28 protein-coding genes are annotated in these 25,720 nt (G+C 68.0%); 9 read left to right on the top strand and 19 right to left on the bottom strand.

Annotation, left to right across the window (positions count from 1 at the left end):
• Positions 1-28 precede the first annotated feature (28 nt).
• The 5 genes from ACFJGU_RS13230 to ACFJGU_RS13210 all read right to left on the bottom strand — a co-directional run bounded on the left by ACFJGU_RS13230 (position 29) and on the right by ACFJGU_RS13210 (position 6,035).
• Positions 29-1,189 carry a pyridoxal-phosphate-dependent aminotransferase family protein gene (locus ACFJGU_RS13230; protein WP_382303971.1) on the bottom strand — a complete coding sequence of 387 codons (1,161 nt, stop codon included), beginning with the start codon at positions 1,187-1,189 and terminating at the stop codon, positions 29-31.
• Positions 1,190-1,216: 27 nt separating this feature from the next.
• Positions 1,217-2,149, bottom strand: coding sequence for an ABC transporter permease (locus ACFJGU_RS13225; RefSeq protein WP_382303970.1), 933 nt, complete (start codon positions 2,147-2,149; stop codon positions 1,217-1,219).
• Positions 2,146-3,261 (bottom strand): ABC transporter permease, encoded by a 1,116-nt coding sequence (locus ACFJGU_RS13220; RefSeq protein WP_382303969.1) that lies wholly within the window; start codon positions 3,259-3,261, stop codon positions 2,146-2,148. Before ACFJGU_RS13220 ends, ACFJGU_RS13225 begins: the two co-directional genes overlap by 4 nt.
• The gene (locus ACFJGU_RS13215) at positions 3,258-4,859 is read right to left on the bottom strand and encodes an ABC transporter ATP-binding protein (protein WP_382303968.1); all 1,602 of its coding nucleotides are present in this window, start codon (positions 4,857-4,859) and stop codon (positions 3,258-3,260) included. The genes ACFJGU_RS13220 and ACFJGU_RS13215 overlap by 4 nt, the downstream gene beginning before the upstream one ends.
• A gap of 81 nt (positions 4,860-4,940) precedes the next feature.
• The gene (locus tag ACFJGU_RS13210) at positions 4,941-6,035 is read right to left on the bottom strand and encodes a BMP family protein (protein ID WP_382303967.1); all 1,095 of its coding nucleotides are present in this window, start codon (positions 6,033-6,035) and stop codon (positions 4,941-4,943) included.
• Between the two features lie 185 nt (positions 6,036-6,220).
• On the opposite strand from ACFJGU_RS13210, the gene ACFJGU_RS13205 reads away from it, so the two are divergent.
• The 4 genes from ACFJGU_RS13205 (at position 6,221) to ACFJGU_RS13190 (ending at position 9,841) form a co-directional block, all read left to right on the top strand.
• Positions 6,221-6,625: a hypothetical protein gene (locus tag ACFJGU_RS13205; protein WP_382303966.1), complete on the top strand. Its 405-nt coding sequence runs from the start codon at positions 6,221-6,223 to the stop codon at positions 6,623-6,625.
• Positions 6,626-6,735: 110 nt separating this feature from the next.
• Entirely contained in the window at positions 6,736-7,494 is a 759-nt protein-coding gene (locus ACFJGU_RS13200) for an N-acyl homoserine lactonase family protein (protein WP_382303965.1), read from the top strand.
• A gap of 44 nt (positions 7,495-7,538) precedes the next feature.
• Positions 7,539-8,273: an SDR family NAD(P)-dependent oxidoreductase gene (locus ACFJGU_RS13195; RefSeq protein WP_382303964.1), complete on the top strand. Its 735-nt coding sequence runs from the start codon at positions 7,539-7,541 to the stop codon at positions 8,271-8,273.
• Between the two features lie 2 nt (positions 8,274-8,275).
• Positions 8,276-9,841, top strand: a complete 1,566-nt coding sequence (locus tag ACFJGU_RS13190) for a GMC family oxidoreductase (protein ID WP_382303963.1) — start codon at positions 8,276-8,278, stop codon at positions 9,839-9,841.
• 83 nt (positions 9,842-9,924) lie between these two features.
• Here the strand turns inward: ACFJGU_RS13190 and ACFJGU_RS13185 are convergent, their stop codons facing one another.
• Genes ACFJGU_RS13185 through ACFJGU_RS13155 form a run of 7 tightly spaced genes read right to left on the bottom strand, consistent with a single transcriptional unit; the run spans position 9,925 to position 15,470 of the window.
• Positions 9,925-10,644, bottom strand: a complete 720-nt coding sequence (locus ACFJGU_RS13185; protein WP_382303962.1) for an amidohydrolase family protein — start codon at positions 10,642-10,644, stop codon at positions 9,925-9,927.
• A 9-nt stretch (positions 10,645-10,653) separates the two neighbouring features.
• Positions 10,654-11,109 carry a YbhB/YbcL family Raf kinase inhibitor-like protein gene (locus ACFJGU_RS13180; RefSeq protein ID WP_382303961.1) on the bottom strand — a complete coding sequence of 152 codons (456 nt, stop codon included), beginning with the start codon at positions 11,107-11,109 and terminating at the stop codon, positions 10,654-10,656.
• Between the two features lie 14 nt (positions 11,110-11,123).
• Positions 11,124-11,963 carry an alpha/beta fold hydrolase gene (locus ACFJGU_RS13175; RefSeq protein ID WP_382303960.1) on the bottom strand — a complete coding sequence of 280 codons (840 nt, stop codon included), beginning with the start codon at positions 11,961-11,963 and terminating at the stop codon, positions 11,124-11,126.
• A complete protein-coding gene (locus ACFJGU_RS13170) occupies positions 11,963-12,898 on the bottom strand; it encodes a 3-hydroxyacyl-CoA dehydrogenase NAD-binding domain-containing protein (protein WP_382303959.1) in 936 nt (311 codons plus the stop codon). The genes ACFJGU_RS13175 and ACFJGU_RS13170 overlap by 1 nt, the downstream gene beginning before the upstream one ends.
• Positions 12,899-12,943: 45 nt before the next feature.
• Positions 12,944-13,723 (bottom strand): class II aldolase/adducin family protein, encoded by a 780-nt coding sequence (locus ACFJGU_RS13165; RefSeq protein WP_382303958.1) that lies wholly within the window; start codon positions 13,721-13,723, stop codon positions 12,944-12,946.
• 23 nt (positions 13,724-13,746) lie between these two features.
• Entirely contained in the window at positions 13,747-14,331 is a 585-nt protein-coding gene (locus tag ACFJGU_RS13160) for an amino acid synthesis family protein (RefSeq protein WP_382303957.1), read from the bottom strand.
• Positions 14,328-15,470 carry an FAD-dependent oxidoreductase gene (locus tag ACFJGU_RS13155; RefSeq protein WP_382303956.1) on the bottom strand — a complete coding sequence of 381 codons (1,143 nt, stop codon included), beginning with the start codon at positions 15,468-15,470 and terminating at the stop codon, positions 14,328-14,330. Before ACFJGU_RS13155 ends, ACFJGU_RS13160 begins: the two co-directional genes overlap by 4 nt.
• 219 nt (positions 15,471-15,689) lie before the next feature.
• Here ACFJGU_RS13155 and ACFJGU_RS13150 point away from each other — a divergent pair, with 219 nt between their 5' ends.
• Positions 15,690-16,211: a ribonuclease H gene (locus ACFJGU_RS13150; protein WP_382303955.1), complete on the top strand. Its 522-nt coding sequence runs from the start codon at positions 15,690-15,692 to the stop codon at positions 16,209-16,211.
• Between the two features lie 22 nt (positions 16,212-16,233).
• Here ACFJGU_RS13150 and ACFJGU_RS13145 read toward each other — a convergent pair whose 3' ends face one another.
• On the bottom strand, positions 16,234-16,737 hold the full coding sequence (locus tag ACFJGU_RS13145) for a hypothetical protein (RefSeq protein ID WP_382303954.1): 504 nt from the start codon (positions 16,735-16,737) through the stop codon (positions 16,234-16,236).
• Positions 16,738-16,874: 137 nt separating this feature from the next.
• Between ACFJGU_RS13145 and ACFJGU_RS13140 the strand changes: the two genes are divergently transcribed.
• Positions 16,875-19,115, top strand: a complete 2,241-nt coding sequence (locus ACFJGU_RS13140) for a LuxR C-terminal-related transcriptional regulator (protein ID WP_382303953.1) — start codon at positions 16,875-16,877, stop codon at positions 19,113-19,115.
• A gap of 13 nt (positions 19,116-19,128) precedes the next feature.
• Here the strand turns inward: ACFJGU_RS13140 and ACFJGU_RS13135 are convergent, their stop codons facing one another.
• Positions 19,129-19,458, bottom strand: a complete 330-nt coding sequence (locus tag ACFJGU_RS13135; RefSeq protein ID WP_382303952.1) for a carboxymuconolactone decarboxylase family protein — start codon at positions 19,456-19,458, stop codon at positions 19,129-19,131.
• Between the two features lie 11 nt (positions 19,459-19,469).
• On the bottom strand, positions 19,470-19,874 hold the full coding sequence (locus ACFJGU_RS13130) for a hypothetical protein (protein ID WP_382303951.1): 405 nt from the start codon (positions 19,872-19,874) through the stop codon (positions 19,470-19,472).
• Between the two features lie 148 nt (positions 19,875-20,022).
• On the opposite strand from ACFJGU_RS13130, the gene ACFJGU_RS13125 reads away from it, so the two are divergent.
• Positions 20,023-20,448 carry a DUF6325 family protein gene (locus ACFJGU_RS13125; protein ID WP_382303950.1) on the top strand — a complete coding sequence of 142 codons (426 nt, stop codon included), beginning with the start codon at positions 20,023-20,025 and terminating at the stop codon, positions 20,446-20,448.
• Positions 20,449-20,479: 31 nt separating this feature from the next.
• Positions 20,480-20,839 (top strand): SHOCT domain-containing protein, encoded by a 360-nt coding sequence (locus tag ACFJGU_RS13120; RefSeq protein ID WP_382303949.1) that lies wholly within the window; start codon positions 20,480-20,482, stop codon positions 20,837-20,839.
• A gap of 23 nt (positions 20,840-20,862) precedes the next feature.
• Here ACFJGU_RS13120 and ACFJGU_RS13115 read toward each other — a convergent pair whose 3' ends face one another.
• On the bottom strand, positions 20,863-21,192 hold the full coding sequence (locus ACFJGU_RS13115) for a hypothetical protein (RefSeq protein ID WP_382303948.1): 330 nt from the start codon (positions 21,190-21,192) through the stop codon (positions 20,863-20,865).
• A gap of 140 nt (positions 21,193-21,332) precedes the next feature.
• On the opposite strand from ACFJGU_RS13115, the gene ACFJGU_RS13110 reads away from it, so the two are divergent.
• Positions 21,333-22,616 carry an alpha-amylase family glycosyl hydrolase gene (locus ACFJGU_RS13110; RefSeq protein WP_382303947.1) on the top strand — a complete coding sequence of 428 codons (1,284 nt, stop codon included), beginning with the start codon at positions 21,333-21,335 and terminating at the stop codon, positions 22,614-22,616.
• 226 nt (positions 22,617-22,842) lie between these two features.
• Here ACFJGU_RS13110 and ACFJGU_RS13105 read toward each other — a convergent pair whose 3' ends face one another.
• The 3 genes from ACFJGU_RS13105 to ACFJGU_RS13095 form a co-directional block, all read right to left on the bottom strand.
• Positions 22,843-24,681: a type IV secretory system conjugative DNA transfer family protein gene (locus ACFJGU_RS13105; protein WP_382303946.1), complete on the bottom strand. Its 1,839-nt coding sequence runs from the start codon at positions 24,679-24,681 to the stop codon at positions 22,843-22,845.
• A gap of 67 nt (positions 24,682-24,748) precedes the next feature.
• Positions 24,749-25,138 carry a hypothetical protein gene (locus ACFJGU_RS13100; protein WP_382303945.1) on the bottom strand — a complete coding sequence of 130 codons (390 nt, stop codon included), beginning with the start codon at positions 25,136-25,138 and terminating at the stop codon, positions 24,749-24,751.
• Between the two features lie 108 nt (positions 25,139-25,246).
• Positions 25,247-25,678 carry a hypothetical protein gene (locus tag ACFJGU_RS13095; RefSeq protein WP_382303944.1) on the bottom strand — a complete coding sequence of 144 codons (432 nt, stop codon included), beginning with the start codon at positions 25,676-25,678 and terminating at the stop codon, positions 25,247-25,249.
• Positions 25,679-25,720: the final 42 nt, after the last annotated feature.

The following is a 25,720-nucleotide window of genomic DNA, read 5'->3' as shown; positions in this document are numbered from 1 at the left end:
GTGCACCGCGCGAACGTGACGGAAGATGTCAGTGCCGCTGGGTGCTGAGCAGGGCGAGCGCGGCCTCGAGGCCGGCTCCGATGTCGACGGGCATCCCCAGATCGGCGAGCGTGCGGCCGAGCGCCGCGAGGCCCACCACCGAGTAGAGACCGCCCGCGGTCGGGCCCATGTGCGAGAGCCGCACCAGGTTGCCCGCGCCCTGGCCGTGCGAGAGCATTACGCCGTAGACCTCGCGGGCGTGGTCGCGCACCACGGCGTTGTCGAGTTCGTCGGGCAGCCGGATGGAGGTGACGCAGGCCGAGGCGATCTCCTCGCGCTTCGCCCAGAGCTCCAGGCCCATCGCGCGCGCGCCGGCCCGGGTCACGGCCGCGGCGGCTTCGTGCCGGGCCACGACCGCGTCGATCCCCTCCTCCAGGGCCTGGTCGAGCGAGGCCTCGAGGCCGTTCATGTCGCTCACCGACGGTGTGTACGGGAAGCGGCCCTCGCCGAGCCACTTGTCCTTCCAGTCGATCAGGGAGAGATAGGAATCGCGAGGAGCCGCCGGGTTCGCGTACATCACGTCCCATGCCTTCTGGCTCACCGAGATGAGCGCCACCCCGGGAGGTCCCCCGAGGCACTTCTGGGCGCCGGCGACGCAGAGGTCCAGGCCCCACTCGTCCGTCTTCCACGGCATGCCGAGCACGCCGGAGACGGTGTCGACGTAGGTCAGGATGCCGCGGTCACGGCACATCGGACCGATCGCCGCGACATCCGTCACCGTACCCGAGGGCGTCTCGGAGGCCACCAGGCACACCATCTGGATCTCGGGATGCGCGTCGAGGTACTCCTCGACCTGCGCGGGCGAGACCGCGTCGTCGTAGCCGACCTCGATCTCGTGCAGCACGGCACCGAAATCGGCGATCCAGTAACCCGTGCCCTTGCCGAACACGCCCTGCACGAGGTTGAGCACGTGCATCCCGGGCGTGATGAGCGAGCGCAACGCCCCTTCGAGGCCCACGATGGCTTCACCCTGCATGAGGATGATGTCGTTCTCGGTCTGGAAGATCTGCCCCACCTTGCCCTGCGTGCGCCGGAAGGTCGCGAGGAACTCGGGGTCGTAGTGGTAGAGGATCGGCGAACCGAGCCCGGCGAGGGTGCGGGCCGAGACGGTGACCGGCCCGGCCGAGAGGGTGAAGTCGGGGAGTGCCATGGAGCTGCCTTTCTGTTCCGGCTCGCGTCAGCGCGCGCCGCGGGTGTACGGAGCGCCCAGCGCCGGTGGAACCACCGAACTGCGCGCGAAGATGATGAGCGTCAGGATGACCACGATGAACGGCAGCATCTTGATCACGTCGGCCGGCACGGCGAAGCCGAGCACCTGGAGGGCGGGGCCGATCGCCACGGCGAGACCGTAGATGAACGAGGTGATCACCACGAACACGATCCGTCCGCGCGAGAGCATCGTGATCACGATCGCGATGAAGCCCAAGCCGTTCGTGATGAACGGGGTGAAGGTCGCCGTGGTGAGCTCCGCGAGATAGGCGCCGCCGAAGCCCACGAACGCGCCGCCCAGGATGACGGCCTGCGACCGGATCTTCACCACGCTGCCGCCCGCCGCATCCAGTGACGACGGCTTCTGCCCGGCGGAGCGGATCGACAGTCCCCAGTTGGTCCTGGTGAGGAAGAACCCCACCGCGATCGCGAGCAGGAGCGACACCCAGAAGATGCCCGATTGCTGGAAGATCGCGGGACCGACCACCGGGATGTCGGCCAGTAACGGGATGGGCAGCGCGGGCGCCGTGCCGAGGCTCGTGCTCGACTTGGAGTAGTTCTGCAGGTACAGCACGCTCGTGAGGCCCTCGCCGATGAGCGTGATCGCGAGGCCGATGACGATCTGGTTGAGCCCGAGCCAGACGTTCAGAACGAGCATCGCCAGGTTGGCCAGGATGCCTCCCACCGCGCCGGCGAGCATCCCGAGCCAGAAGTTCCCCGTGGCGAGGGTCACCACGAAGCCGGAGAAGGCGCCGATGAGCATCACGCCCTCGATGCCGAGGTTGAGCACACCGGCCTGCTCGCCGATGGTCTCCCCCACGGATGCGAGCAGGAGCGGCATCGCCTGCGCGATGACGGTGACGATGAAGACGGTGACGAAGGCGGCGGAGAGAACACTCATGAGGACTTCCTTCCGCGCATTCCGTCGAAGGGTCGCACGAGCGTGCGCCGCAATCCCGGTGGCAGGTAGCTCTGTCCGAGCCGTCGGCGATCGCCCACGTACTCGGTGATGGTCATGAAGATGAGGATGAGACCCACGATCACCAGCAGGAAGTCCACGTTCAGGCCCGCCTGCTGGGCCGCGAGCGTGCCGCCGGTGGCGAGCACGGCGTAGAACGCGACGAGTGGGATGGCCGCGAGCGGGCTCAGCCGTGCGAGGAAGACGAAGGGCATCACGGCGTCGCCGTAGTGCGGATCCCAGTTCGCCCTCTGGTAGGTGTACTGCCCGAGCACGTCGATCGAGCCCGCGAAGGCGATCAACCCGCTCGAGAGCGCGAAGAGCAGGATGACCATCCAGGTGGAGTTGATGCCCACGTGCCGGGCCGCCTTGGGGCTGGCTCCGAAGATGTCCATCCGCAGCCCGAACGAGGTGCGGCTGAGCACGAACTGCGCCACCAGGGCGAGCACGATCACGATGAGGAAGCCGACGTGGATCTCGGTGCCCGGGATGTAGGGCAGCAACTGGTCGTCGGGGATCACGGCGGTCTGCGGCATCGGCGTGTTCGGGTCTTTGAACGGCCCCTTGATGAGGAGGTTCACGATGCCCACCGCGATGAACGACATGACGAGCGAGGTGATGATCTCGTTCGTGCCGTAGCGCGCCTTGAGAATGGCCGGGATGAGCGACCACACCGCCCCGACGAGGATGGCGCCCACGAAGATCAGGAGGGTCGCGAGCCAGGCCGGCAGTGCCGCGAAGAGATACGGTCCGACGCCGGAGGCGACCACCGCGCCGAGCAGGTACTGCCCGTTGTAGCCGAGGTTCCAGAGCTGGCCACGGAAGGCGACGATGAGGCCGACCGCCACGATCACCAGCGGTGCCATCAGCACGAGGCTGCGCTGCCAGTTGCCCCCGGTGATGCCGTAGGTCCAGACCCCGGCGAAGAAGTCGAGCGGGTTGCTGCCCATCGCGAGCATGATGAACCCGGCGACGATGAGCGCCAGGATCACCGGGAGGATCGACCGCACCAGGGCGTCGACCACGTTCCGCGTGCGGCTGTGCTCGGTGATCATGCCTGCACACCTTCGATCGCGCCGGTCATGTAGTGGCCCACTCTCTCGGCCGTTCCCGGTCCGTCATTGGTCACGCTGCCCACGATCCGGCCGCGCGAGATCACCTCGATGCGGTGCGAGAGCTCGACGAGTTCGTCGAGGTCGGTCGAGAGCAGCAGCACCGATCCGCCTTCGGAGGCGAAGTCGATGAGGATCTCGCGCACGAGCTGCACCGTCTTCAGGTCGAGCCCGTAGGTCGGCTTGTTCACCACCACGAGGCGCGCCCCGTGGGTGAGCTCGCGGGCGAGCAGGATCTTCTGGATGTTGCCGCCCGAGAGGGTTCCCGCCCGGGTGGCGGGCGAGGGGGTTCGGATGTCGTACTCCCGGATCAGCCGGGTGGCCTCCTGGTCGACGGCCTTGTTCTGGATCTGGCCGAACCGCCAGAAGGGGCGCTGGCCGATCCGCTTGATCACGAGGTTCAGGGCGACCGACATCGAGCCGACGGTGCCTTCGTGCAGCCGGTCGTCGGTCACGTAGCGGAGGCCGAGCTGTTGGCGGGCGCGCACGCCGAGGCGGGTGACATCCTTGCCGTCGAAGCGCACGGTGCCGGATGACGCCGACCGCTGGCCGGCGACGACCTCGGCGAGCGCTCCCTGGCCGTGCCCGTCGATGCCGGCCACCCCGAGGATCTCGCCCTCGTGCACCTGGAGGGCGACGTCGTCGACCTCCACGTCGCGCCCGTGCCCGTGACTGGAGACGCCGAGCAGTTCCAGGCGCACCGGCCGGGTGGCCAGGTCGATGCTCCGGATCTCGCGGGTCGACTCGGTGGCACCGGCGAGGTCGGCCGCATCCTCGGCGCCGACGGTCTTCAGGTCGTCGCCGAACATGGCCCGGAGGATGGCGTCCTGCGCCTGCGGCTCGCTGTAGGTCGCGAGCTCCTCCACCGAGATGTGGCCGACGTTGCGGCCGCCGCGGAGCACGGTGACGCAGTCGCCCATGGCGTACGCCTCGCGCAGCTTGTGGGTGATGAACACCACGGCGAGCCCCTGGGCCTTGACGCGGGCGACGCTTTCGGAGAGGTGCTCGATGGCCTGGGGGGTGAGCATCGACGTGGGTTCGTCGAGCACGAGGAGCCGGCTGCCCTTCCAGATCGCCTTCGCGATCTCGACCTGCTGCTGCTGGCCGAGACCGAGATCGGAGGCCAGCGCGTGGGGGTCGAGCTGCGCGCCGAGGAGGTCGGAGAGCTCGTCGAGGCGTTCCGTGGCCTGCTTCTTCTTGAGCATGAGGCCGGACTCGCCGAGCATGAGGTTCTCGAGCACGGTGAAGGCCGGCACCAGCGTCGAGTGCTGGTGCACCACCCCGATGCCGTAGTCCACGGCGGCCTTCGGCGAGGTGATGGCGGCGGGCTCGCCGTTGATGGAGATGGTGCCGGCGTCGGGCTGCTGCATGCCGGCCAGGATGCTGATCAGGGTCGACTTGCCGGCCCCGTTCTCGCCGAGCAGGCAGTGCACCTGGCCGCTGACGATGTCGAGCGAGATGTGATCGTTGGCGACGACCCCGGGGAAGGCCTTCGTGATGTCGCGGAGCGAGATCACATCCGGCGCGGTCGATGGTGTCAAGAAAGTCTCCTCGGCAAGAGTGGATCGGACTCGGTGCCGAACCGGATCGCCCGGCACCGAGTCCTGTCTGATCGGGTCGGGTCAGGCGCCCTTGGCCGCGATGACCGTGGCGACCTCGTCGGGCGTCGTGGCCGGGGTGGGCACGATCGAGCCGTCGGCGATTCCCGCCATGGCGGTGTCGATCGCGGTCTGGATCTCCGGGGTCAGCTGGTCGGTCTCCTGCAGCGAGAGGCCGCCGTTGTCGGTGGTGAGCTCGTAGCCCTGTTCGCCGAAGGTGCCGGCCTCGACATCCGTGATCGCCTGGACGTAGGTGGGTCCGTAGTTCCACAGCACGGAGGTGAGCAGGACGCTCGGGTCGTTGAGGCCCGAGCTGACGTCGCCGATGTCGGCGATGTACTTCACACCCGGGGAGGCCTCGACGGCCTGGAGGTACCCGTGGGTCGCGCCGTCGCCCATGCCGAAGATGACGTCGGCGCCCGAGGCGATGAGCTGCTCGGTGGCGGTCTTGCCGCCCGCGGCGTCGGCGTAGGCTGCGGGGCCGACCGAGGTGTAGAGCACGTTGATCGACGGGTCGACGCTGTAGACGCCTTCCGCGAATCCGGCCGACATCTTGAACCAGTTGAGGTCGTCGGCCGAGACCACGATGCCGATCGTCTTGCTCTTGGTGGTCATCGCCGCCGCGATGCCGGCGAGGTAGCCGCCCTCCTGCGCTTCGGTCTTGGTGACCGCGATCTTGCCGGGGATGTTCTCTCCGGCGTCCTGGATCAGGATGGGCACGTCCTTCGCGTCGGCCACGCTGGTGGCGGCCACGCCGTAGCCCGAGGCGTGGGCGATGATGAACTGCGCCCCGCCGTCGGCGACCTGGCCGAGCACGGTCTCGGTGTTGTCCCACCCGGCGTCGGGAACGAGGGTGACCTCGATGCCGAGTTCGGTGGCCGCCTCGTCGGCGCCCATGAGACCGGCCTGGTTCCAGCCGAAGTCGGACTCGTTCTCCGGGGCGACGAGGGCGAACTTGCTGACGGTGGTTCCGGCCGACGTCGTGGCGTCACCGGTGGATTCGTCTCCGCCGCGACCGCCGGAGCACGCTGCGAGACTGACGGCTAGAGCGCCCGCGGTCGCCAGAACGGCGACCCGGGTGACGGTGCGGCGCTGGATGCCGCTGCTGAATGTGAACATTGCCGAAGATTTCCTCTCGAGTAAGGGCCCCCGAACTTCGTTGTTATCAATTCGGTACGTTCTTCTCACAATGTGCGGGGGTAGCGATACAGTATGAGAAGAACGAAGGCAGCGTCAACGACGAATCTGCAGGTTTAACACTCCGGAAACACGCGCCCCCGACCATGAGGGAAAAGGAGACCCCAATGCCCCGACGCGCAGCTTTCCCTCTCGCTGGTCTCGCCGCTCTCGCCTCGCTCCTCCTGCTCGGCGGATGCGCCGGGCCGGCACCGCTCTCCGACCGCGACGCCGCAGCGCTCACCACCCTCGCGGCGGTGGCCGGTCCCACCTCCAACGTGCCGGCCGACGCCATCACCTCGACCGAGTGCTGGCTGCCCTCCGACCACCTGGTCGACGACCCGGCAGTCCCCGACACGGTCTGGAAGGTGCTGTGCCGCGTGCACTACACCGACGACAGCGGCGATCGATACCAGGACGCGACCTGCATCGGCGACTTCGCGAAGGATCCGCAGCTCGACCACTGCTATCGCTGGGCGCACTACGACTTCGCGCCGACCTTCCCCGAGTTCCCCGCCGTCGCAGCCGGCTGAGCGTGTTACCGATGGGTAAACTCCGAGCGAGCCTCTTGACACTGAGAAATCGGTTCTCATAACGTGATCGTTAATTAGCGCCATATGAGAATCCATGGAATGAGGCCACGATGACGGACCCCAAGGTCTACCTGCTCGATGGCGGCACGCTCGTCATCGACGAGTCCGACGTGCACTGGCACATCAATGCCGGCAACCCGGTGCGGTTCCCGGTGTACAGCGTGCTGATCGAGCATCCCGACGCCCTGATCCTCTACGACACCGGCTTCGACCTCGACCACGTCAACAAGGTGCTGCCCTTCGAGCTGCCCGAGCAGACCGAGGAGCAGACCATTCCGGCGCAACTCGCACGCTGTGGTTTCACGCCCGACGACGTCGACATCGTGGTGAACTCGCACTTCCACTTCGACCACGTGGGCGGCAACAAGCACCTCACGAAGGCCACCACCCTCGTGCACAAGGAGGAGTTGCGGCACGCGAAGGTGCCGGAGCCGTTCGAGCGCCTGGGCTACTCCGACCTCACCTTCGACCACCCCGGCGTGACCTACAAGCCGATCTCCGGCGACTACGAGGTCGTGCCCGGGGTCTGGCTCTTCGAGACGCCCGGCCACACCATCGGCCACTACTCGCTGCTGGTGGAGCTGGAGAACGAGAAGAGCATGCTCTTCTGCGGCGACGCCGGCTACACCCGCACCACGCTCGAGAAGGAGTGGATCGCGGGCTTCCACCTCGACCCCACCAAGTCGGTCGAGGCGATCCGCCGCCTCAACTACCTCGCGCGCACGAAGAACGCCGACATCTACCCGTCGCACGAACTCGAGTCCTTCCAGGAGTGGAAGCTCGCACCGGAGTACTACGGCGGCAACTGACCGCTCGTCACGACATCACCCGATCAGAGAGAAGAAACCGAACCATGGCTGAGACAGAACAGCGCGTCGCCCTCGTCACCGGAGCCGCCCAGGGCATCGGTGCCGCCATCGCCGAGGAGCTCGCGGGCGAGGGCCTGAAGGTCGTCGTCACCGACGTGAACGGCGAGGGCGCGGCGAAGGTCGCCGAGCGCATCGGCGGCATCGCGAAGACGCTCGACGTGTCGAGCCCCGAGCAGGTGGCCACCGTGGTCGGCGAGATCGTCGACGAGCTCGGCCGCATCGACGTGCTCGTCAACAACGCCGCCCTGGTGCCGCTCACCCCCTGGGCCGACATCACCTTCGAGGAGTGGCGCAAGGTCATGTCGGTGAACCTCGACGGCCTCTACCTCGTGACCCACGCCGTCACCCCCGTCATGGGCGACGCGGGCTACGGCCGCATCGTCAACATCGCCTCGAACACCTTCGTGGCCGGCACCCCCGACTGCGCCCACTACGTGGCCACCAAGGGGGCGTCGATCGGTCTCGTGCGCGCGCTCGCGGGCGAGCTCGGGCGGCTCGGCATCACGATCAACGCGGTCGCACCGGGCATCATCGCCAGCGAAGGCGTGCTCTCGGGACCCCACCAGGCCGGGTTCGAATACGTCGTGCCGATGCAGGCCTTCGACCGTCGCGGGCTGCCGAAGGACGTCGCTCCCGCGGTCGCCTTCCTCGCCTCGGAGAAGGCGGGCTGGATCACCGGGCAGACCCTCGTGGTCGACGCCGGACACACCCGCAACTGACGGTGGCGCTCTCCGACGTCCTGATCATCGGGGCGGGCTCCGCCGGCAGCGTGCTCGCCAACCGCCTCAGCGCCGACCCGACGCGTCGGGTGACGGTGCTCGAAGCCGGTGAGCGGGTCACCGACCCGGAGATGCGGCGGCCCGAGCTGTGGCCGTTCATCCACGGCCGTTCCTACGACTGGGCCTACCACACCACGCCCCAGCCCGGGCTTGCCGGGCGAAGCCTCGACTGGGCCCGGGGCAAGGGTCCGGGAGGCTCGAGCCTCGTTCACGCCATGGCGCACATGCGCGGGTGTCGGGCCGATTTCGACCGTTGGGTCGAGGCGACCGGCGATCCGCGCTGGTCGTGGGACGGTCTGCTGCCGTTCTTCCGCGCGTCCGAGAACTTTTCCGGCGGAGCGGACGCGGTGCATGGCGCCGACGGACCGCTGCCGGTGCTGCTCCCCGGGCCGGAGCTCTCGAGCCCCCTGGTCCTCGACTACCTCGCGGCCTGGAACGCGCTCGGCGTGCCGCGCATCCCCGACCACAACCAGGGCGAGATGCTCGGCGCCACGCCGAACTCGCTCACCATCCGCGACGGAAACCGGGTCACCGTCTCCGACGTTTACCTCGATCCGGTGCTCGGCCGCCCGAACCTCACCCTGCTCACCGGGGTGACCGTGCATCGCCTGGTGATCGCGAACGGACGGGTCACGGGTGTCGAGGTGACGCGCGACGGGGTCGACGAGGTGATCACGGCCGGGCAGATCATCCTGGCGGGCGGCTCGATCGGCGATCCGCTCCTCCTCATGCGCTCGGGCGTCGGCGACCCCGAGGTGCTCGCCGCGGCGGGGGTCTCCCCCGTGCTGTCATCGCCGCGGGTCGGACGCAACCTGCACGACCATCTGCTCGGCGCCGGCACCCTCTACCGGTCGAACCGGCCGGTGCCTCCGACGCGACTGCAGCTGTCGGAGTCGATGACGTATCTCTCGCTCGAGGGGCTCTCCGCGACATCCGGAGCCGCCGACATCGTGGTGGGCTGCGTCGTGGGCCCGGGCGCCTCGGAGTCGTTCCCCGAGGCGGCCGCAGCCGTGGCGCCCGGCGAGGGCTACACGTTGTTGTTCGGGGTCACCAACCCCACCAGCCGCGGCTCCCTCCGCATCACGGGTCCGGATGTCGCCGACGAGCCCGTGATCGACCCGAACTACCTCGACACCGAGCACGATCGCGCCACGTTCCGGGCGGCGCTCCGGCACGCGCGGCTCGTCGGCGGGTCGGACGGACTGGCCGGCTGGCGCGACGAGGAGATCCTCCCCGCCCGGTGGCTGGCGGAGGCGGGCGCGGATGCCTCCGACGACGACGCGCTCGACGCCTTCATCGCCCGCGCCGCCATCACCCACCACCACCCGGTCGGCACCCTCGCCATGGGCGCCGACGACGCCGCCCCGGTCACTCCCGACCTGCGGTTCCGCGGTCTCGACAACCTCCACGTCGCCGACGCCTCGATCATCCCGTCGATCACCGCCGGCCCCGTCCACGCCTCGGTCCTCGCGATCGCCGAGTCCTTCGCGGCCCACTTCGACGCCTGACCTCCCGCCCGTCGCATCGACCCGTCACTTCTCGTCGCTTTGAGAGCGTGTTTCCGACGAGAAGTGACGGGTCGATGCGGCGGTCAGGCGTGGGCGCCGAGGAAGAGGCGCTGGGCGGTGCCGTTCATGACCTCGTCGAGGTCGGCGGGCTCGAGGCCCGCGAGTTGCACCTTGAGCTGCTCGACCTTGGGTTCGTGCCACGGGCCGTCCGACCCGTACATCACCCGATCCGCGCCTACTCTGCGCACGGCCTCGAGGATCTTGATGCTCATCGGCATCCCACTGGTCTCCAGCCACACGTTCGGATGCCGCGACGCGACCCCGATCGAGGCGTCGATGTACACGACGTTCCCGTGCCCCATGTGACCGAGGATGATCTTCGCCTCCTCGTAGCGCGCGATCAGCTCCTCGATGCTCCATGGCAGCGAGAAGATCGGATGCCCGCAGTGGATGAGCGCAGGCAGGTCGCGTTCGATGAGCAGCTCGATGATGGGCCAGACCAGCGGGTCGTCGGGGTGGAAGCCGTCCATCAAGGGGTGCAGCTTCACCCCGCGGAACCTCGGGTCGTCGAGGAAGTCCCGGAGCTCCGCGACCACGTCGGGATTCTTGGGATTCGCCCAGTACAACCCGTAAGCACCCGGGACGTCCTGGATGACGCGCCTAACCATCGCGTTGTCCTGGTGGAACACCATCGCGGTGTCGATGTCGTTCCTCGCCAGGTACTCCGCCAGCCCGTCCTCGTCGAGGCTCACGCCGAAGGTCGGGAAGTCGCCCACGTGCATGTGGGCGTCGGTGATGGGCATGATCCGGGGTCAGTCGTTGCTGAACGTACCGACGTAACGCGCGGTCTCGAGCACGTCGCCCGCGTAGGTCGCGAGGAACTCCTCGCGCGTCGGAGTTCCCTCGACAGCGGTGCCGAGCGCGTAGACGTGGAAGAAGTAGTGGTGCACGCCGTGCCCCGCCGGAGGCTGGGGGCCGTACCAGACGCTCTGGCCGGCTCCCATCGGGGCCACCTTCACACCGTCGGCTGCGAGGTCGAGTGTCGTGGTGTCGGCGGGGATGCCGTAGACCACCCAGTGCGTGAAGCCGTTCGGCAGGGGCGCATCCGGGTCGTTCACGATGAGAGCCAGCTCCACCGTGCCCTCGGGGGCGCCGGCGAACTCGACGACGGGCGTCTCGTTGCCACCGTCGGCACTGAGGCGATCGGGGATGCGACCGAGGTTCTCGAAATCGGGGCTCGAGACGGCGAGCTTGTCGAACATGGGCATGGTGTTCCTTTCGGTCAGTTCCCGAGCACGCGATCGAGCTCGGCGACGATGAGGTCGGGGAATTCTTCGGGGATGTAGTGGTCGGCCTCGTCCACCACCACCCAGCGATCGGCGGGCCGGTCGGCCATCGCGGCCTGCCAGGCGGCTTCGCTCAGGATCGTACTCCCGGCGCCTCGGAGGTGGGTCATGGGCTGACGAGCGGCCCGGAACTCGGCGTCCCACGGCGTGCGGAAGCCCTCGATCAGCTGGCGCATGGCCTCCGGGTCGGCGTACGGCACCCAGGTGCCGTCACCCTGCTGGCGGTAGCCCCAGCGCGCCCGCCTCTCGACGGCGCCCGGCAGGATGCGCCGGTAGCGGTCGCGCAGGTAGGCCTCGATCTCCGCCGGGTCGGCGAAGGCGCGGAAGCCTCCGGCCACCCGCACCGCGAGCTCGTCGAGAACGGATGCCTCGACGTACGGCGTGTAGTCGACCACGACGACCCCCGACACCCGATCGGGACGCCGCGCCGCCGCGAGCCAGGCGTTGCGGCCGCCGAGCGAGTGGCCGGCGACGACCGCGTGCTCGAGGCCGAGCGCGTCGAGCACGGTCACGACGTCGTCGGCGAAATCCGGCCCGGAGTATCCCGTCGCGGGCTTGTCGCTCCGGCCGTGACCGCGCTGATCCACGGCGATCACCGTGGCGCGGTCGGCGAGCGCATCACCCACCGGCTCCCACACGGCGTGGTTCGCGGAGGTGCCGTGCAGCAGCACGACCGCGGGGCCGGAGCCGCGCATCCGGAACGCGATGTCGACATCGGCGCCCCGGGTGCGCAGCAGGCCGTCGTCGATCTCCTCGACGGAGACGGCCGGGGGCATCAGACGTTCGGGATGGACGAGAGCGTCTTGCGCGCGGCGATGAGCCCGGTGACGATCTCCTTGCGCTTGGCGTCGACGTCGCCCTCGCCGTACTCGTACATTCCGCCGTTCGACTTGAAGCCGAGCTTGCCCTCGGCGATCTTGTCCTTGATGAACTGCGGGGTGTCGGTGCTCACGTCGAGATCCTTGTTGAGGTAGCTCGAGACGGCCTGGTAGATGTCGAGACCGGCCATGTCGAGGAGGCGGGTCGGGCCGATCACCGAGAGCTTGTATCCGATCCCCCACTTCACGCACGCGTCGAGCCCCTCGGGCGTGACGATGCCCTCTTCGAGCAGCGCCATGCACTCGCGGAGGATCGCGTAGAGCACGCGGTTCTCCACGAAGCCGGGGATCTCCTTCTCGAGCACGGGAACGTAGTTGAACGCCTTCACGATGTCGGTGAGCCGGCCCACGAGCGCGTCGTCGGTGGCCTGGCCGGGGATGATCTCGATCATCGGGATGAGGTGCGGCGGGTTCGACCAGTGCATGCCGATGAGGCGGCCGGGCACCCGCAGGCTCTCGGCCATGGTGGTGATCGGGATGCCCGAGGTGTTCGTGGCGATGATGACGTCGTCGCCCACGCGCGCCTCGAGGTCGGCGAAGACCTTCTGCTTGAGCTCGAGCTTCTCGGGAACGGCCTCGATGATCAGCTCGGTGCCTTCGAGCGCGGCATCCAGGTCGGTGCCGAACGTCACCGAACCGCCGGGGGCCGAGGGCGAGTCGACGGCGGCGAGGACACCCTGCACGACGCCGTAGGCGGCCTCGGCGCGGGCGATCGCGTCTTCGGAGATGTCGTAGAGGCGCACCGTCGCGCCCGCACGAGCGAGGGTGGCGGCGATGCCCGGGCCCATGGTGCCCGATCCGATGACGGTGGCGATGCTGGGAAGACTGCTCATCTCAATACTCTTTCTCGCGTGATGGAAGGGGCGGAACGGGGTGACTCAGATGCCGGGCGGCAACGCGATCGGCGAGATGCCGATGCCGTAGACGCCTTCGACGCGCTCGAGGCGCCGATTGAAGAAGGTCCAGAAGTTGTGCTGCGCCTTGGCGGGGTAGATGCGATCGAACTTCTCCTTGGTCTCTTCCGCGTCGGGCTCGATCGGAGCGAAACCCGACGACTTGAGGTCGACCTGGAAGCGCGCCGCCTTCTCGAGGAAGATGCCGGTCAGGGTCACCTCGGCGACCGTGCTCCCGACGAAGGCGATGCCGTGGTTGGCGAGCAGGATCGCCTGTGCGTTGCCGAGCGCCTTCGCCGCCGAGACGCCGAGGGGAACCGTGGTGATGATGTGGCTGGTCTCGGCGAAGCGGGGCACGCCCTCGTAGGCGAACCAGACCCCGTGGTTGTTGTAGGGCTTCAGGGTCTCCTCCGAGGCGCCGAGCACCGTGGAGTAGTGCGCGTGGGAATGGCCCACGAAGTTCACGTCGGGTCGCGCCTTCATGATCTCCGCGTGCAGCGGCCACTCGAGGTGGCGGAGTCCCGTGCCCTCGAGCACGGTGCCGTCGAAGTCGATGAGGATGAAATCGTCGCCCTCCACCTCGCTCAGGGCGAGGTTGCCGCGCTTCAGCCACAGTCCGCGCCCGAACGGGTCGCGGTAGGAGAGGTGGCCCATCGACATGTCGCCGTGGCCCTCCAGCTCCAGGATGCGGTGGGCACGGGCGACGTCGGCGAGCACGCTCGCGATGGACTGGTCTTCGTAGTACTGCGTGTGCTCGTAGGTCACGCTTGCTCCTCGGGTTCGGGCGGTCAGTTCTTGCGGGCGACGACGTCGGCGACGGTCAGGCCGCCCACGCGGGCGTTGACGCGGCCACCGGTGGCCACGGCCGCGATGATGACGAGTTCGTCGGGTCGCGGCGCATCCGGGATCGTGATCGTGATCGCGTCATAGTGCGACCGTACGTAAACTTCGTCCTTGTACGCCAGGGGGATGTCGATGGTCGCGCCGGCCGCGGCCGATTTCGTGGCCGAGGAGATCCAGGCCTCTCCGCCGCCGATGGCATCGCGGAGGGCGTTGCCGAAGACGGTGGTGACGCAGGCGACCACGTGCTCCTGCTCGCCGTTCAGCCCGGCGAGGCCGCCCTTGCCGTAGCTCTCGGCCGGTCGGCCGCCGAGGAGCGCTACCGCCCGACGCCCGAGTTCGGTGCCGAGACTCGCGCTCGGATCCGTGAGCGGCGACAGGTCGTCGACCCACTGACCGGCGAACGGATTCGCGATCACCACAGCCACGGCCGCCTTGATCAGCGGCTGCTCGGGCGCGGGACCGAGGTCGTGGACGGTCTCCTGGACGAAGGAGTGCCAGGCCCGGACGTCGTAGTACGGATCGATGGTCATGATGCGTGCACCTCGTGTCGGTTGGGGTCGGTGGGGTTGTAGAGCGCGGCCTCGACGCTGTCGCCGGTGAACTGCCCGCCCTTGGCCATCTCGCGGGTGTCGGCATACCACTGCGACTTGTCCTGCGTGCGGTCGGTGATGGGGCGCTCGAGACGTTCCCACTGCTTCAGCGCGTCGGGCAGGTCTCCGTCGGCGGCGGCCGTGGCAGCCACGGCGAGCGTCCAGGCGTTCTGCATCGAGCATCCGGCGCCCTGGGCCAGTGCAGGGCACATCGCATGCGCGGCGTCGCCGATGAGCGCGACCTTGCCGTCGGTCCAGTAGTCCAGGCGCGTGGTCTGGTAGCCGTAGTACTTGCCCGGGGTCTCCGCGGCGACCTCGAGCACGGGGGCCAGCTGCGGGAAGACCGAGGTCCATAGATCGAGATCGATCGGCACCCGCGACCCGTCGGCGTCGGCGGCCGGCGACATCAGCGCGATGTAGAGCTCCTTGTCGTTGGCCGGGGTGTAGAGCACGCGCAGCACTCGGGGGTCGAGGTTCCAGAAATCGATGACGTTGTCCCACTCGGTGTCCGGCTCGAGCACCTGCAGCTCGGCCTTGCGGCGGGGGACGAGGAAGCGGGTGATGCCGTCGCGCGACCGTTCGCGCTTGAGCGGCACGCCGAGCGAGTCGCGCACGGCCGAGCCCACTCCGTCGGCGCCGACGATGAGATCGGCCTCGGCCGTCTCACCGTTCGCGAAAGAGATCCGTCCGTCGGCGGTGGCCGAGACCACTTCCGACCCGGCGACCACCTCGGCACCCGATTCGCGCGCGGCGAGCAGCAGCGTCTCGTAGAGGTGCGGGCGGGTCATGGTGCGCCAGCGGATGCCGTCGAGCGTCTCCTGCGACTGGATCACGTTGTTCATGCGCGTCTCGTAGGCCGGCGGCGTCATCGAGTCGGTCATCAGGTCGTGGATGGCGCCGATCTTGTCGAGCACCTGGAGGCTGTTGTTCCAGAGCACGATGCCCGCGCCCTCGGTGCGGAGCTCGGGGGCCCGCTCGTGCACGCGCACACTCCAGCCCATCCGGGCCAGTGCGGCGGCTGCGGTGAGTCCCGCGAAACCCCCACCGGAGATCTCGGCATGGCGTCGGCGCTCGGCCATCTGTGGTTCCCCTCGCTCGGTGGCTCCTGTCGAGCCAGTGGATTCTCAAATTCTTACATTCTAAGGACCCGTTATCGCAATAGTAGAGATTCTGGCATCGCGCTCCGGACACGCGCAAGGGATGGATCGCGGTTCGCCGAACGTTTTACACGGCCGTAACACCCGTTCGACGCGGCCCGGTGACCGGCGTGCGGCCGCGACGCCGGTACCCTGGAGTCGATGACAATCACCGCTTCCGCCGATGGCTCCGCGCTCGGCAACCCCGGACCGGCAGGCTGGGCCTGGTACATCGACGACACCACCTGGGCGGCCGGCGGTTGGCCGCACGGCACCAACAACATGGGCGAGTTGAAGGCGGTGCTCGAACTGTTCCGGGCCACCGCGCACGTCGACGACCACCTGCACGTGCTCTGCGACAGCCAGTACGTCATCAACACGGTGACGAAATGGATGCCGGGCTGGAAGCGCAAGGGCTGGCGCAAGGGCGACGGCAAGCCGGTGATGAACCTCGACCTCATCAAGGAGATCGACGAGGCCGTCGCCGGGCGGCGCTACACCTTCGAGTGGGTCAAGGGCCACGTCGGCCACGAACTGAACGAGGCCGCCGACATCCGTGCCCGCGGAGCCGCGGAGGCGTTCGCGCAGGGCCGCAAACCCGACACGGGTCCGGGCTTCCCGGGAGGGCCGGCACCGCTCGTCGAGCCCGCCCCGGTGGCGCGCGCCGACGACACCCTCTTCTAGGCGCGCCCCGACCCCGCAGGTGTCACTGCACCAGGATCTTCAGCAGCATCGCCAGCACCCCGAACATCGCCGTCGAGCCGGCGCCCGCCAGCCTCAGGTACCACGGCATGCTACGGCGACCGAATGCGATCCACCCCACGACGCCGAGGATCACGACCCCCACGCACAGCGCCACCCAGTAGGCGACCGCGCCGCGGTTCTGGCCGAACAGGCCGACGATCAGGAACGCGACCGGCGCGATCCCCGCGAGCAGGTATCCGCGCGACTTGTGCAAGGCCAGGCGGAAGGACGCACCCACCCGCACCGGGTCCTCGTCACCGCTCCGGCGCTGCGCGCTCACGGTCTGCACGTAGACGTCGGTCGACCAGAACACCAGGACACTCAGGATGGTGATGGCGAACACGTCGAGGATGCCGCCGCTCTCGTCGGCCACCGCGATCACGACGCTGACGAGCACGGTGCCCGAGACCAGCTGCGGCGTCACGAAGTCGTGCCGCAACTTCGCGGTCGACAGCGGATCGTTCATGGATGGCTCCTGGTGGTGCCCGACGGTAGCGCGCGAGCACGATCACGACTTCACGCGGATCGGGTGAGGTGTGCGGGTTACCGCAGGGGCGTTCCGGAATGCTTGATACGGCCGGTGGGGCCTCCTACACTTCGAGCGTGGCCGACACCATTCGAGCCGCACCTCCGAGAGGGGGCCCTCTCGATCTGCTTCTGCTCGAGACCAAACTCGCGATTCCCGCGGCACGGGCGGGACTCGTCAGCCGGGCGACCCTGATCGCCCGTGCTCGCGGCAGCAATCGGCCGGTGGTGACGGTCACGGCGCCCTCGGGCTACGGCAAGTCGAGCCTCCTCGCCCAGTGGGCCGCCGTCGAGGACCGCCCGGTGGCCTGGGTGTCGCTCGACCGCTTCGACGACGACGCCGCCGCTCTGCTCACGCTGCTCGCCGCCTCCTTCGCCCGCGCCACCGGAGCCGATCCCGCCCTCGCCGGCGACATGCGGCGCCACGGCGCTTCCGTGCTCGGGCGCTCGGCGCCCCGCCTGGCGGCCGCGTTCCGCGGCAGCCCGGCGCCCTTCGTGGTGATGCTCGACGACGTGCACGAAATCACCTCCCCCGCCTGTCACGACGCCCTCGCCCTCGTGATCGGAGGCATCCCCGACGGCTCCCAGCTGGTGGCGGCCGGACGGGCCGAGCAGCCCTACGTCCCGCGGCTGCGCGCCGCCGACGCGACCTTCGAGGTCGGCGTCGACGATCTGGCCCTCGACTCCCGGGGCGCCCAGCAGGTCTTCGCGGAGGCCGACGTCGAGCTCTCGCCGGGACTCGCCGACACCGTCACGGCTCGCACGGAGGGCTGGCCGGTCGGCGTCTACCTCGCCGCGAAGATCGCGCGGGCCACGCCCGATCGGGCTGTCGCCGTCTCCGGCGACGACCGCTACGTCGCCGACTACCTCTACCGCGAGTCGCTCTCGGGTCTCCCCTGTGACGTGCAGCGGTTCCTCCGCCGCACCGCGGTGCTCGAGCGACTCTCGGCGGGCCTCTGCGACGCCCTGTTGGAAGCCAAGGACTCGCAAGCGCGCCTGCGAGAACTCGAGGCGCTGAACGCCTTCCTCGTCCCCCTCGATCGGCGGCGCGAGTGGTACCGCTATCACCCGCTCTTCCGCGAGTTCCTCCTGGGCGAGTTGCGTCGGGAGGAACCCGAGATCACCGCCGAACTCCACACCCGAGCGGCGGACTGGTACGAGTCCAACGGATCGGCGGTGATGGCGATCGAGCACCTGCTTCAGACCGACGACCGCGACCGCTGCGTCCGGCTGGTCGCCGATGTCGCCCTCCGCACCTATCAGGCCGGGCACCTGCAGACGGTGCAGCGCTGGATCGCTGCGCTCGGCGATCGTGCCGTCGCCGGCTACCCGCCGCTCGCGGTGCTGGCGGGGTGGATCGCGGTGATCTCCGGGCATCCGGTCGCCGCCGATCGCTGGGCGGCCGCCGTCGACGGCCTCTCGTTCGACGAGCCGCCGGCGGACGGCACGGCATCGTTCGCCTCGGGTCGGGCCATGCTCCGAGCCATGATGTGTGCGCACGGGCCGGATCAGGCCGTCACCGATGCCGCGTTCGGCCTGGCGGAGGAACCCGCCTGGAGCGTCTGGCGCGACCAGGCGCTCGGCCTCGCCGGCGAAGCCCAGCTCCTGGTGGGCGACGTGGATCGCGCGGAAGAGCTGTTCTCCGAGGCCTCCGACGTCGCGCTCTCGAACGGTCATCACGACGTGCGCGTGCTCGCCGATGCCGAGCTGGCGATGATCGCGATGGATCGGGGCCGCTGGGTGGAGGCAGCGGGTCGTCTCGAGCGTGCCCTCGCCTGCATCGCCGAGCATCGCCTGCAGGACTACGCGACGGCGGCCCTGGCCCAAGCCGGAGCGGCGAGGCTCTCCCTCCACCGCGGCGCGCCGACGGTCGAACAGGATCTCACCCGGGCGATGCGCGCGCGTCAGTTCAGTACCTATGCGGCGCCGGCGCTCGCCGTCCGCGCGCGGCTGAGCCTCGCGAGATCGTATTTCGCGTTCGGCGACGACACCACCTCCCGCCACCTCCTGCACGAGGTCGCCGACATCCGGATGCATCGCCCCGCGCTCGGTGCACTCGACGACGAGGTCGCCGCTTTCCGCGCCCTGGTGGATTCGGTCCCACTCGGAGGCGGTGGTGTGCCACCCCTGACACCGGCGGAGCTGCGGCTGCTGCCCTACTTGCAGACGCATCTCACGATGCCCGAGATCGGCGCGCGCCTGTTCGTGTCGCGCAACACGGTGAGCACCGAGGTGGGGGCCATCTACCGCAAGCTCGGTGTCTCCTCACGGAGTGACGCCGTCGAGAGGGCGACGGCCATCGGGCTCATCTGCGGCTGATCCCCGTGCGCCCTCAGCTGACGAGGTCGTCGAGGTCGTATCCCAGCGCCAGCGCGAGTTCCGGGGCGGCGGCCACCACTCGCGGGGTTCCCACCACCGCGCTGATGCCCACCAGCACGTCGACCAGTTCATCGGCCGACGCTCCTGCGCTGACCGCGGCGTCCGCCTGTTCGCCGAAGGACGGCTCCGTTGCCCCCACCGCCACCAGGGCGGCCAGGCGCACCAGGGCGAGGGTCTTCGGATCGAGGGTGGCGGCCTGGAACGACGGACCGAGCGTCCCATCGACGACGCCGGCCTCGTTGATCGCCAATCGGCGCAGACGGTCGGTGTAGTCGGTCGCCACCAGCGCCCCCTCTAGGACCTCACCGCGCGGAGCTCGCGCCCGTGCGCCGTGAGCGCGTAGATGATGAGCAGATCGACCGCGATGACGATGAGCGCCCACCACGGTTGCGCCGGCAACAGGAACATCTGCACCAGAGCGCTCAGCACGGCGAGGATGATGGCCACCACTCGCGCCCAGGTCTGACCGGCGAACAGGGCGGCGCCGATCACGACCATCAGCGCACCGATGATGAGGGTCCACCACCCCCAGCCCTGCACGTCGAACAGCAGCAGCGATCCGCCACCGACGGCGTAGTACGTGTCCGGCCCGATCAATGCGGCCAATCCCTGGATGATCCCGAAGAATCCGCTGACGACGAGGATCACCGCCGCGAAGAGCCCCCAGCCGACCCACCCGGTCACTTTGACATCAGTCATGATCCCAACCTCTTTTCCTGGTCGTGACGACTGTGCCCGCGCGGCCGGCATTCGGCATCATCCGATCAGCATGAGCCGCGCCCGCGATCGCCGCACTATCGTCGATGCACCGCCCATCCGAGGGCTGCTGTGGGAAAGGACCGCCGTCATGACCGACTTCGAATACGGCCCCGTCGAGATCTACCTCATCGGCTTCGCCGGCGAGCGGCCCGGCGCAGACGTCGTCGACGCCATCCGGGATCTCGTGCGCACCGAGACCGTCAATCTGCTCGACCTGCTCTTCGTCTCGCGATCGGACTCCGGCGACCTCACCGTGCTCGAGATCGAGGAAGTGGCCGACGACTACGGGGTGAGCGACCTGGACGTGGCCGAGATGGGACTGGCCGGCGACGAGGACGTCGAAGACCTCGCCGAGTCGCTCCCGCCTGGATCGTCCGCGGCGATCTTGGTGGTGGAGCACGCGTGGGCCCGCGAGTTCGCCCAGGCGCTCGATCGCGCCGGCGGACTGGTGCTCGGTTCGGAGCGGATTCCGGCTCCCGTCGTCAACGAACTCGTCACGGCGACGAGAGCGTGAAGCACGCCGGAGGAGAACGAAGGAGGAGACCATGCTCGGTCGGAGGATGAGACGTGGCGGGTTGATCCGCGCGGCGGCGACGACGGCGGTCGTGGCCGGAACAGCGACCGCGGTGTCGAGCGGGATGCGCTCACGTCGCGACGCGAAGGACCAGCAGGCCGCGGAGGCGGCCGCCTACGAGCAGGAGCAGCAACAGGCCCAGATGGATCGGGCCGCGCAGCAGGCGGTGGCCGCCCAGCAGGCCGCGGCCCCGGTGACCGCCGCCCCCGGTGCAGCGACACCGGCGGGCGGGGACCTGATGGGCCAGCTGCAGCAGCTCGCCGAACTCCACGGTCAGGGCATCCTCTCCGACGACGAGTTCGCGGCCGGGAAGGCGAAGCTGCTCGGTTGAGACCGCCGGCGGGCGCCGCGATGTCAGACCGTGGCGAGGAAGATGAACTGACCCGCGAGGATCACCAGCGCCAAGGCGCCGATGACGATGCCGACGAGTGGGATGCGGCTCGCGGCGCGTCTCCCGACGATGCCGAGGACGAGGGCCACGACGGCGGGGATCACGTTGAGGATCGACGCGACCACCGAGAACGCGAAGTACCACCCGAACTCCTCGGTGTCGTCGTGCCCGACGGTGAGGGCGAGCAGGATGAGGGTGATGACGAGCCCGACGGCGGCGAGCGCCGCGAACACGATTGTCGCGACCTTGAGGCCCTTCGAGAGAACGGGCGGGCGGGACGCGATTGTCGACATGATCTCGACCCTAGGGTTCCGGCGCCGCTGGCGGCAGCCCTCGTTCGGGGCGTCCGGCGCGCGCTCCGATGTGCTCGTCGGGGCCCGCCCGCCATCGGCCTTCGCTTGCGCGGGGCGGCGCGGCCCCGCACACTGATCGGATGACCGGCCCCGCACCATCTCCCCACTCGGCTCCCTGGGCGGATCACGCGATCTGGTGGCAGGTGTATCCGCTGGGCTTCGTCGGTGCCGACCTCTCCGGCGAACGCGGCCCCGCCACCGTGCATCGGCTCTCCCGCCTCCTGCCCTGGCTCGACGATCTGATCGCGCTCGGCGCGAACGGCCTTCTGCTCGGCCCGGTCTTCGATTCCGCCACGCACGGATACGACACCATCGACCATTTCCGGGTCGACCCCCGCCTCGGCGACGACGCCGACATCGACGCGCTGCTCGCCGCCTGCCGGGAGCGGGGCATCCGCGTGCTGTTCGACGGTGTGTTCAATCATGTGGGACGCGCTCATCCGTGGTGGCGGGAGGCCGTCGCCGCGGGGCCCGGTTCGGCGGCGGCCGCCCGCTTCTCCTCGAGCCCCGATGCGGTCGAGGTCGACGGGCTCAGCGTCGACGTCTTCGAGGGCCATGACGCCCTCGTCGTGCTCGACCACGAGCATCCCGACGTCATCGCGCTCGCCGGCACGGTGATGGGCCGCTGGCTCGACCGCGGCATCGACGGGTGGCGACTGGATGCCGCGTACGCGGTGCCCCCGGCGTTCTGGCGCGCGTGCATCGATCCGCTGCGGGCGCGGTATCCGGATGCCTGGTTCGTGGGCGAGGTCATCCACGGCGACTACGTCGCCTACGTCGAGGAGTCCGGGCTCGACTCGGTCACCCAATACGAGCTGTGGAGCGCGATCCGCGGCGCCATCAGCAGCCGCAACTGGTTCGAGCTGGCCTGGTCGCTGAAGCGTCACGACGAGTTCTCGGCGGCGTTCCTGCCGCTGACCTTCCTCGGCAACCACGACGTCACCCGTATCGCCTCCGCGATCGACGACGAGCGCCACCTCGGGCACGCGATCGCCGTGCTGATGTTCGTGGCCGGCACCCCCAGCATCTATTCCGGTGACGAGCGCGGCCTCCGCGCGGTGAAGGAGGAACGGGCCGGCGGCGACGACGCCATCCGACCCGAATTCCCGCCGTCGCCCGGCGACTGGCCGGGCGGACCGGTGTTCGAGCTCTACCGCCAGGCGATCGCGTTCCGCCGACGCCACCCCTGGCTCGCACACGGACAGGTCACCGCCGAGGAGCTGAGCAACGAAGCCGTGCTGCTGGTGGCGACGGGCCCGAACGGCGAGAGCGCCGCCCTCGCCCTCAATCTCGCCGACGACGCCCGCACCCTCGGCGGTTCCCCGGTCGCTCCGCACAGCTGGGAGTACCGCGACACGCCCTGACGAGAAAACCCCCGAGATCGCCGTGATCTCGGGGGTTCTTCGGTGTGGTGGAGCTACGGGGATTCGAACCCCGGACCTTCTCATTGCGAAAGTTATCGGCGCCTCGCGTCATCACGCGGAACTCGTCACGACGCGGATGCCCTCGCGTTTTGCTGGCGTTGCAGAGCTATCAACCTTGCCGGTCATTCGCACGATTCTTGAGTCTGCGGGGACGGTACGGGGACGACTATTCGTCTTGTTCGAGCTGCTGACTGCCTCCCTCAGAAGCTGGGAACTGAGCAAACAGCGCCTCGATATCTGCATCCGTGGTTCGTGGGAAGCGGACCCGAATCGGACGCGGGAATTCCTCGGAATTGACGTAGGCAACACCGGCTGTTGCATACCCATTCGACTCGTTCGCCTTAGGGATCAGATGCGGCCGTGCTCCGAACTCCAACGATCCGGCCCCCATCACCATGTCGACCTCGATCTGAGTATCCACGCGCAGTGCAATGCGATTCGCGAAGTGCTGTCGCAGATTCCCGATCACTTCCTTCTGACCAATCTGGCTTGCTGCAATCACGTATACCCCGTCGCCACGCCCCTGAGACAACAGCACGTTGAGGTTCTCGTATAGTCCGCTCTTCGCGAAGTTCTTGTCCTGAGCAAGCGACGAGAACTCATCGATGATGAGCACAGCTAGCGGTCGATCAGACGAAAGCCTGAACGATCTGCCAGAAGCATGCTGACGCGGCTTCAGCACGTCGTTGACGATTGAATCGACCATTGCCGCGATGGATTCGAGGTCGAACGCGACTGCCTCGAAGAGCGAAGTGCGCTCGTAGCCCTTCAACTCAGCGCGCCGCGGGTCCGCTCCGTACAACTGCACCAGCCCATCTTGCTTCCAGCACGCCATCTGGCGGATGATCGCTTGAATGACCGAACCCTTGCCTGAGCCGGTGGCACCTACGATCAGGGTGTGATGCATCGGAAAGTTGTAGGTGCCACCCAGTTCATTCGACGCCAGCGGAAGGAGCATCGGGGACTGCGCCGGGTGCTCATCAAAGAACGACGGCCGCACCGGTTCGCGCAGCGGATCTTGAACCACGAACTGTATTCGCATGAGTCCTCGAGCGCGATCCTCGGGAAGCTGGGAGACTCGAATTTCAGGAACGCGCATAGCGACTTCGAGACGATCAGCAGCGAGATCGTATGTGTTCTCCGTTGCGCCGGGGATCGCGGTCAAGAATGCCACCGGGCCCACTGTCGATCGCTCCAGCCCAACGAGACTTGGAACCGTAAGTTGCTGGCCGTCTTTCGTGATCGAGCCGTTGCGAGACCGATTCCTGTACCTCTCCAGGGAGTACGTCGCTCCCTCGACCAAAAGACTCCGCCCCGAGTCGAAACGTGCCCGCTTGGCCGAGGATTCGGAGTACGTGCTGCGCTCGTTTACGTAGAGACCCGCGTAGTACATCATCTCGTTCAAGACGGCAGGCGATCGCAGGATCTGAATCACGCGCAGACTTTCGGAGTCAGCCGCTGTGGTCGCGCCCGAGGTGTTGGCCAATTCAGCTTCCGTGCCAGTTCCGCCACGTGCGCTCGCTGTGGTCCACGTAGCTGTCGATCTCGCCGATCGCGCCTTTACAGCCCGAACGATGAGGACGATTGTTACCACCAAGAACGCGAGCCCGACTAGCAGTTCGATGAGAAGGAACAGCGCCGCGCGCAGCAGGTGAGCAAGCGGATCGTCCTGCGACGAGAGCGCCTCGATCCCTCCATAGGTAGACGGCAGGATGATCAACGCCACGACCGCCCCGATGCCACCCACGACCCCCGCCCGCGCCCACGGCCCGATCGGATCAGCGCCCCTCTCGGCGCGCTTCCTCCGCACGCTCACGAGCGCGACGCTCAGCCCAACCGCTGCACCCACAGAGATCAACAGGCTCAGTAGCCCGTTCATCGTCGAAGAGAGCAGCAAGATCACTAGCCCAACCCCTCCGATCACCCACCACTTCCGGCGGCCAGGTATCCGCCCTTGCGAAATCCACCATGTCCTTATCCCGTCCCGAATTGTGCCCAGCTTCATCGTCCGCTCCTCTCGCATCGACGCTTGGCGGGGGCCACCGAGGCAGCCCCCACCAAAACGGGGTCAACTACTTGGCCGCCTGCTGAGCCCGCTTGATCAGATCCGTGAGAGCACCCCAGGCGTTCAGCCCAGGGATCTGGTGCAGCCCCTGGACATACGTCGTGACACGCAGCCCCCAGTCGTCGCTCGTGCCCGCGAACTTGAGTTCCGCCTCTCCGGAACCCTGCAGAACGTCCCCCGCCTGCACATCTGCGAAGTTCGACTTCGAGGTCTGCAACGCCACCTCCCCGAGAGACTTGCCATGCATCAACACCGTGGCGCGAAGCTGCACCAGGTCGGCACCGTTTCGTGTCTGCCGAGTTGCGTCGTCGCCGTAGACCGTGAGATCCCTTACGTCCCCGCCCGACGCGATGATGACGAGATCCGCTGCTGACACCGGGATAGTTGAGTTTGCCATTCTGATTCCTTCCTCTTCCTGCCTGGCTAATGCCTGATCAGGAGTCTTTTTCGACTAGCTACGTTGTAGCGTCGAAATGAGAAAGATCATGTAAATCTGAATCGCGAACTAGAACAACCTGAAATCAGGCGTGAAATCCTCAGGAAGCTCCACGTCGGGAGCGACATCGGCGGCGAGCTCCGAATTGAACGAGCTCGTACCCGATCTGGTTTCACCGGATGCGCCACCGTAGAAGTAGTCGCCGGAAGCACTGACGAAGACGATGAGGTAGCCACCCTGCGTCTGATCGACACTGACCGAGACCCGCGAGCCAGATGGCACAGAGGCAGCTACGCCGAACTCACCCGACACGAGCGCCGCTGCATCCGTGGAGTAGACGCCATCGACGTCTCTTGCCACCGCCTGCGCGTCTGCGACGACCTGAATTGCTTGACCTATCTGGCTAGCCTGAGCCGTTCTGATCGCGAATGGAATCGCCCCGAAGTAAACGGCGATTCCGACGACGATGGCGGCGGTCACCACGCCTGCAAATGACTTCATCTCTTACACTCCAGATCCTCTAGATGACTCGCGGCTTTCGCG

This window comes from Herbiconiux sp. UC225_62, from assembly GCF_042694625.1.
Lineage (GTDB): Bacteria > Actinomycetota > Actinomycetes > Actinomycetales > Microbacteriaceae > Herbiconiux.
The sequence above is the reverse complement of the archived record's forward strand: the minus strand, read 5'-3'. Positions and strand labels throughout refer to the sequence as shown.

Excerpts from the sequence above, each read along its gene's own strand:
- ACFJGU_RS13230 (WP_382303971.1), bottom strand. The coding sequence starts at position 1,189 with ATGGCACTCCCCGACTTCACCCTCTCGGCCGGGCCGGTCACCGTCTCG.
- ACFJGU_RS13225 (WP_382303970.1), bottom strand. The coding sequence starts at position 2,149 with ATGAGTGTTCTCTCCGCCGCCTTCGTCACCGTCTTCATCGTCACCGTC.
- ACFJGU_RS13220 (WP_382303969.1), bottom strand. The coding sequence starts at position 3,261 with ATGATCACCGAGCACAGCCGCACGCGGAACGTGGTCGACGCCCTGGTG.
- ACFJGU_RS13210 (WP_382303967.1), bottom strand. The coding sequence starts at position 6,035 with ATGTTCACATTCAGCAGCGGCATCCAGCGCCGCACCGTCACCCGGGTC.
- ACFJGU_RS13205 (WP_382303966.1), top strand. The coding sequence starts at position 6,221 with ATGCCCCGACGCGCAGCTTTCCCTCTCGCTGGTCTCGCCGCTCTCGCC.
- ACFJGU_RS13200 (WP_382303965.1), top strand. The coding sequence starts at position 6,736 with ATGACGGACCCCAAGGTCTACCTGCTCGATGGCGGCACGCTCGTCATC.
- ACFJGU_RS13195 (WP_382303964.1), top strand. The coding sequence starts at position 7,539 with ATGGCTGAGACAGAACAGCGCGTCGCCCTCGTCACCGGAGCCGCCCAG.
- ACFJGU_RS13185 (WP_382303962.1), bottom strand. The coding sequence starts at position 10,644 with ATGCCCATCACCGACGCCCACATGCACGTGGGCGACTTCCCGACCTTC.
- ACFJGU_RS13180 (WP_382303961.1), bottom strand. The coding sequence starts at position 11,109 with ATGCCCATGTTCGACAAGCTCGCCGTCTCGAGCCCCGATTTCGAGAAC.
- ACFJGU_RS13175 (WP_382303960.1), bottom strand. The coding sequence starts at position 11,963 with ATGCCCCCGGCCGTCTCCGTCGAGGAGATCGACGACGGCCTGCTGCGC.
- ACFJGU_RS13170 (WP_382303959.1), bottom strand. The coding sequence starts at position 12,898 with ATGAGCAGTCTTCCCAGCATCGCCACCGTCATCGGATCGGGCACCATG.
- ACFJGU_RS13160 (WP_382303957.1), bottom strand. The coding sequence starts at position 14,331 with ATGACCATCGATCCGTACTACGACGTCCGGGCCTGGCACTCCTTCGTC.
- ACFJGU_RS13155 (WP_382303956.1), bottom strand. The coding sequence starts at position 15,470 with ATGGCCGAGCGCCGACGCCATGCCGAGATCTCCGGTGGGGGTTTCGCG.
- ACFJGU_RS13150 (WP_382303955.1), top strand. The coding sequence starts at position 15,690 with ATGACAATCACCGCTTCCGCCGATGGCTCCGCGCTCGGCAACCCCGGA.
- ACFJGU_RS13145 (WP_382303954.1), bottom strand. The coding sequence starts at position 16,737 with ATGAACGATCCGCTGTCGACCGCGAAGTTGCGGCACGACTTCGTGACG.
- ACFJGU_RS13130 (WP_382303951.1), bottom strand. The coding sequence starts at position 19,874 with ATGACTGATGTCAAAGTGACCGGGTGGGTCGGCTGGGGGCTCTTCGCG.
- ACFJGU_RS13125 (WP_382303950.1), top strand. The coding sequence starts at position 20,023 with ATGACCGACTTCGAATACGGCCCCGTCGAGATCTACCTCATCGGCTTC.
- ACFJGU_RS13120 (WP_382303949.1), top strand. The coding sequence starts at position 20,480 with ATGCTCGGTCGGAGGATGAGACGTGGCGGGTTGATCCGCGCGGCGGCG.
- ACFJGU_RS13115 (WP_382303948.1), bottom strand. The coding sequence starts at position 21,192 with ATGTCGACAATCGCGTCCCGCCCGCCCGTTCTCTCGAAGGGCCTCAAG.
- ACFJGU_RS13110 (WP_382303947.1), top strand. The coding sequence starts at position 21,333 with ATGACCGGCCCCGCACCATCTCCCCACTCGGCTCCCTGGGCGGATCAC.
- ACFJGU_RS13105 (WP_382303946.1), bottom strand. The coding sequence starts at position 24,681 with ATGAAGCTGGGCACAATTCGGGACGGGATAAGGACATGGTGGATTTCG.
- ACFJGU_RS13100 (WP_382303945.1), bottom strand. The coding sequence starts at position 25,138 with ATGGCAAACTCAACTATCCCGGTGTCAGCAGCGGATCTCGTCATCATC.
- ACFJGU_RS13095 (WP_382303944.1), bottom strand. The coding sequence starts at position 25,678 with ATGAAGTCATTTGCAGGCGTGGTGACCGCCGCCATCGTCGTCGGAATC.